The organism is Streptomyces solincola, assembly GCF_002982015.1.
Lineage (GTDB): Bacteria > Actinomycetota > Actinomycetes > Streptomycetales > Streptomycetaceae > Streptomyces > Streptomyces solincola.
The window spans coordinates 1-5,142 of the sequence record NZ_PVLV01000407.1; the positions used below are offsets into that span (position 1 = coordinate 1).

Here is a 5,142-nt window from a genome sequence, read left to right on the forward strand (position 1 = left end):
GTTCGGCGTGGAGGTCGGCCTCGGGACGGTGTGACGTCCTCCCGCCCGGACCGCGCCCGCGTGCACCTCGCCCTCCCGGTAGACCCGGGCGGCCGGGTCCAGGACGTAGGTGTAGACGAGCGGCACACCGGTCGCGGCCTGCTCGACGCGCCAGTGGAAGGGGATGCCGGCCTTGGCATACTGGTGCATCTTGACGATGCGGTCGGTGGTCTCCGAGCCGGGGGAGACCACCTCCACCACCAGCGCATCCGGCTCGCCCAGGAGCTGCTGGAGACCACCGACGACACCGTCGAGGTCATCGCCGCCGCCACCGGCCTGGGCACCGCCACCACCCTGCGCCGCCACTTCCACCGGACGGTCGGGGTGCCGCCGGACGCCTACCGCCGCACCTTCCGCACCCGGAGCCGCCCGGACCTCTCCGCCCCGGTGGCGTGAAGCAGTCACCCGCTGCCACTTCCGTGACCGCGCCGCGGCGGCGGGCGGACCCCGCGACCCCTCGCCACGGAGGGCGTTTGTAGGAGTGTACGAAGAGCTGCCGTCAGCCCGTGGACGGCTTCATGTCTTCCACCCCTGGCTGAGTCCTTTCGGTTCCCTGTGTACTCGCTACACGAGCACCGGAGCGCCCACCCCGCCGACCTCCCGGCGCCGCCGGCCGAGCCGACCCTCCGGCGGCGCCACGCAAGCCCACCACCCTCGCCCGGGTGCGATGTCCGCACAGTCACCGCAACCTGGGGGAATCCCCACTCTCGCGAAGGAAGTCACCGTGACCGCGCAGACCCAAGAAGCCAACGCCCAGAACATCCAGCAGGTCTGGATGGAGGAGGCCATCCGACTGGCCACCACGAGCGTGGCCAACGGCGGCGGCCCCTTCGGCGCCCTCGTGGCGAAGGACGGGGAGATCGTCGCGCTCGGCAACAACCAGGTCACCGCGACCCTGGACCCGACCGCGCACGCCGAAGTGAGCGCCATGCGCAACGCCTGCAAGGAGCTGGGCACCTTCTCGCTGGCCGGCTGCGTCCTGGTGACCTCCTGCGAGCCCTGTCCGATGTGTCTGTCCTCCGCCCTGTGGGCGCGGGTCGACAGCATCGTCTTCGCCGCCGACCGACACGACGCCGCGGTGGCCGGCTTCGACGACCGCGCGTTCTACGACCTGTTCGACAAGAAGCCCGCCTCGATGTGGCCGATGGGCGTGGAGCAGCTCGACCTGCCGAACCGCACCGCCCCCTTCGACGCCTGGCTGGCCAAGTCGGACCGCATCGACTACTGACCGCCCGCACCCGCGCACCTCAGGGGCCCGTCCCCCGCCGCCACCAGGCGCGGGCGCCGGGCCCCTGCGCGTGCCGCCCTCCGGTGGTACGGCCGCCGGCTCCGGCAGGATGGGGGTATGGCGAACCGACTGGCCCATGAGACCTCCCCGTACCTGCTCCAGCACGCGGACAACCCCGTCGACTGGTGGCCCTGGTCGCCGGAGGCGTTCGCGGAGGCGCGGCGGCGGGATGTGCCGGTGCTGCTGAGCGTGGGCTACAGCTCGTGCCACTGGTGCCACGTCATGGCGCACGAGTCCTTCGAGGACGGCGCCACCGCCGCGTCCATGAACGCGCACTTCGTCAACGTCAAGGTGGACCGCGAGGAGCGGCCGGACGTGGACGCGGTGTACATGGAGGCGGTGCAGGCGGCGACCGGGCAGGGCGGGTGGCCGATGACGGTGTTCCTGACGCCGGACGCGGAGCCGTTCTACTTCGGGACGTACTTCCCGCCGGAGCCCCGGCACGGCATGGCGTCCTTCGGGCAGGTGCTGGAGGGGGTCAGCGCGGCCTGGCAGGGGCGGCGCGCGGAGGTGACCGAGGTCGCCGGGAACATCGTGCGGGAGCTGGCCGGGCGGTCGCTGGCGGTGGGCGGGGCCAAGGCGCCGGGGGAGCCGGAGCTGGCGCAGGCGCTGCTGGGGCTGACCCGGGAGTACGACGCCGGGCACGGCGGCTTCGGCGGGGCGCCCAAGTTCCCGCCGTCGATGGTGGTCGAGTTCCTGCTGCGGCACCACGCCCGGACGGGGGCCGAGGGGGCGCTCCAGATGGCGGCCGACACATGTGAGCGGATGGCGCGCGGCGGGATCTACGACCAGTTGGGGGGCGGGTTCGCCCGGTACTCGGTCGATCGTGAGTGGATCGTGCCGCACTTCGAGAAGATGCTGTACGACAACGCGCTGCTGTGCCGGGTCTACGCGCACGTGTGGCGAGTGACCGGGAGCGACCTGGCGCGGCGGGTGGCGCTGGAGACGGCCGACTTCATGGTGCGGGAGCTGCGCACCCCGGAGGGCGGGTTCGCCTCGGCGCTGGACGCGGACAGCGACGACGGCACGGGGCGCCAGGTGGAGGGCGCCTACTACGTGTGGACGCCGGCGCAACTGGCCGAGGTGCTGGGGGAGGAGGACGCGGCCCACGCCGCCCGGTACTTCGGGGTGACGGAGGAGGGCACCTTCGAGGAGGGGGCCTCGGTGCTCCAACTGCCGCAGGGCGAGGGGGTGGCGGACGCGGCGAGGATCGCGGACGTGCGGGCGCGGCTGCTGGCCGCGCGGGAGACGCGGCCGCGGCCCGGTCGGGACGACAAGGTGGTGGCGGCGTGGAACGGGCTGGCCGTCGCGGCCCTGGCCGAGACGGGCGCGCTGTTCGACCGGCCGGATCTGGTCGAGCGGGCCACCGAGGCCGCCGACCTGCTCGTACGGGTGCACATGGACGAGTCGGCGCGGCTCGCCCGCACCTCCCGGGAGGGCCACGTGGGGGCCAACGCCGGGGTGCTGGAGGACTACGCGGACGTCGCCGAGGGGTTCCTGGCCCTGGCGGGCGTGACCGGGGAGGGCGTCTGGCTGGAGTTCGCGGGCTTCCTGCTGGATCTGGTGCTGGACCGTTTCACCGGCGAGGACGGCGCGCTGTACGACACGGCGCACGACGCGGAGCAGCTCATCCGCCGGCCGCAGGACCCGACGGACAACGCGGCCCCGTCGGGGTGGACCGCCGCGGCCGGGGCGCTGCTGTCGTACGCGGCGCACACCGGCTCCGAGGCGCACCGCACCGCCGCGGAGGCCGCGCTCGGCGTGGTCACCGCGCTCGGCCCGCGCGCCCCGAGGTTCGTCGGGTGGGGCCTGGCCGTCGCCGAGGCGCTGCTGGACGGGCCGCGGGAGGTCGCCGTCGTGAGCGAGGCCGGCGACGCGGCGGGCGCGGAGCTGGTGCGGGCCGCGCTCCGGGCCACCGCGCCGGGCGCGGTGCTCGCGCACGGCAGGCCGGCCACCGGGGCGGACGCCGGCGGTGCGGAGTTCCCGCTGCTCAGGGACCGGCCGCTGGTCGAGGGGCGCCCGGCGGCGTACGTCTGCCGGCACTTCGCCTGCGACGCGCCTACCACGGACCCGGCCGAGCTGACGCGGAAACTGACGAACTGACGGCGAATATACGGTTTTCCGCCAGACGGCACCCGGACGGTCCCTCGCGGCCTCTATTGTCGTGCCGCGTGAGGAGGGGGAAGCCTTCGCGTTCGTTCTGGGGAGGGCGCGCGCGAAGGCCGGATGACGGCGACGACGGCCAGGGGGGTCCTGCCGCGTTCCGCCACTGATCCGTCGCATCCGCTGATCCGTCGATCCGCGGGTCGCGACCGGACCTGATCCGCCGGACCACATGACCGTACGGGCGGCCGGCACGACGCCGCGCCCGCCGCCGTGACCACACCACCGGACGGCCGGGCGACGCGGAGACGCGTCGGCCGCCGGCCGTCGATCCGACGTTCACCGCAGACCCCGTTCCCGGGGAGTACGACCGGCCCGGTGGCGCCCGCCGCCAACGGGGGCGTCAGCGATGCCGCAAGCCGGTCGAGGGGGGAGTTCCGCATGCTCGTTTCCCTGCTCGTCGCCGCCGTCTCACTGGCGCTCTTCTGGATGGCGGCCTTCACCCTGTGGTGGCAGATGCACGCCTGGCGCACGCCGGAGACGCTCGCCGCCACCCGCTTCGAGTCCCCGGCCGGGGCCGAGGGGCTGTCATTCTCGCTGCTGGTGCCCGCCCGGCACGAGCAGGCCGTGCTGGAGCACACCATCGACCGGCTGCTGGAGTCCGGTCACCGCGACTTCGAGATCCTCGTCATCGTCGGGCACGACGACCCGGAGACCGCCGAGGTGGCGGAGCGGGCCGCCGCCCGCGACCCGGACCGGGTGCGGGTGGTCACCGACACCCACGAGGTCAAGAACAAGCCGAAAGCGCTCAACACCGCGCTGCCCTACTGCCGGGGCGACGTGGTGGGGGTGTTCGACGCGGAGGACCAGGTGCACCCGGCGCTGCTGGCGCACGTGGACCACGCCTTCACCGCCACCCGCGCCGACGTGGTGCAGGGCGGCGTCCAGCTCATCAACTTCCACTCGAGCTGGTACGCGCTGCGCAACTGCCTGGAGTACTTCTTCTGGTTCCGCAGCCGGCTGCACCTGCACGCCGCCAAGGGCTTCATCCCGCTCGGCGGCAACACCGTCTTCGTCCGCACCGACGTGCTGCGCGAGGCCGGCGGCTGGGACCCGGACTGCCTGGCCGAGGACTGCGACCTGGGCGTCCGGCTCTCCAGCGCCGGCAAGAAGGTCGTGGTCGCCTACGACGCCGACATGGTGACCCGCGAGGAGACCCCGGGCACCCTGGTCAGCCTGCTCAAGCAGCGCACCCGCTGGAACCAGGGCTTCCTCCAGGTCTACCGGAAGCGGGACTGGCGCAGGCTGCCCACCTTCGGGCAGCGGATGCTCGCCCGGCACACCCTCACCACGCCGTTCATGCAGGCGTTCACCGGGGTCGTCATCCCGGTCAACATCGCCGTCGCGGTCTTCCTGGACGTGCCGGTCGGCATCGCGTTCGTCACCTTCCTGCCGCTGATCACGGCCATGGTGACGTTCGTCTTCGAGATCGTCGGACTGCACGACTTCGGCCGCCAGTACGGCCTGCGGGTGCGCCTGCCGCACTACCTCAAGCTCATCGCGGGCGGCCCGTTCTACCAACTGCTGCTGGCCGGCGCCGCGGTGCGCGCGGTCTGGCGGGAGCAGCGCGGCCGCAGCGAGTGGGAGCTGACCAGCCATGTCGGAGCCCACCTCGTAGGAGAGGAAGCCACCCGATGAGCGCCACCCTGCCC

The 5,142-nt window shown here is 73.3% G+C and carries 3 protein-coding genes and 2 pseudogenes; 4 read left to right on the forward strand and 1 reads right to left on the reverse strand.

The annotated features are described in order from the left end of the window. Window positions 1-243, reverse strand: a pseudogene (locus tag C6N75_RS23145) (Uma2 family endonuclease); the annotation flags it as partial. Here C6N75_RS23145 and C6N75_RS23150 point away from each other — a divergent pair. The 4 genes and pseudogenes from C6N75_RS23150 to C6N75_RS23165 form a co-directional block, all read left to right on the forward strand. Next, a pseudogene (locus tag C6N75_RS23150) lies at window positions 232-435 on the forward strand (helix-turn-helix domain-containing protein); the annotation flags it as partial. The pseudogenes C6N75_RS23145 and C6N75_RS23150 sit on opposite strands and share 12 nt — an antisense overlap. A 379-nt stretch (window positions 436-814) precedes the next feature. After that, window positions 815-1,267: a nucleoside deaminase gene (locus tag C6N75_RS23155; protein WP_256103967.1), complete on the forward strand. Its 453-nt coding sequence runs from the start codon at window positions 815-817 to the stop codon at window positions 1,265-1,267. Window positions 1,268-1,384: 117 nt separating this feature from the next. After that, window positions 1,385-3,430, forward strand: coding sequence for a thioredoxin domain-containing protein (locus C6N75_RS23160; protein WP_105870830.1), 2,046 nt, complete (start codon window positions 1,385-1,387; stop codon window positions 3,428-3,430). A 441-nt stretch (window positions 3,431-3,871) separates the two neighbouring features. Further along, a complete protein-coding gene (locus tag C6N75_RS23165; protein WP_105870831.1) occupies window positions 3,872-5,128 on the forward strand; it encodes a glycosyltransferase in 1,257 nt (418 codons plus the stop codon). Window positions 5,129-5,142: the final 14 nt, after the last annotated feature.

Excerpts from the sequence above, each read along its gene's own strand:
- C6N75_RS23155 (WP_256103967.1), top strand. The coding sequence starts at position 815 with ATGGAGGAGGCCATCCGACTGGCCACCACGAGCGTGGCCAACGGCGGC.
- C6N75_RS23165 (WP_105870831.1), top strand. The coding sequence starts at position 3,872 with ATGCTCGTTTCCCTGCTCGTCGCCGCCGTCTCACTGGCGCTCTTCTGG.
- C6N75_RS23160 (WP_105870830.1), top strand. The coding sequence starts at position 1,385 with ATGGCGAACCGACTGGCCCATGAGACCTCCCCGTACCTGCTCCAGCAC.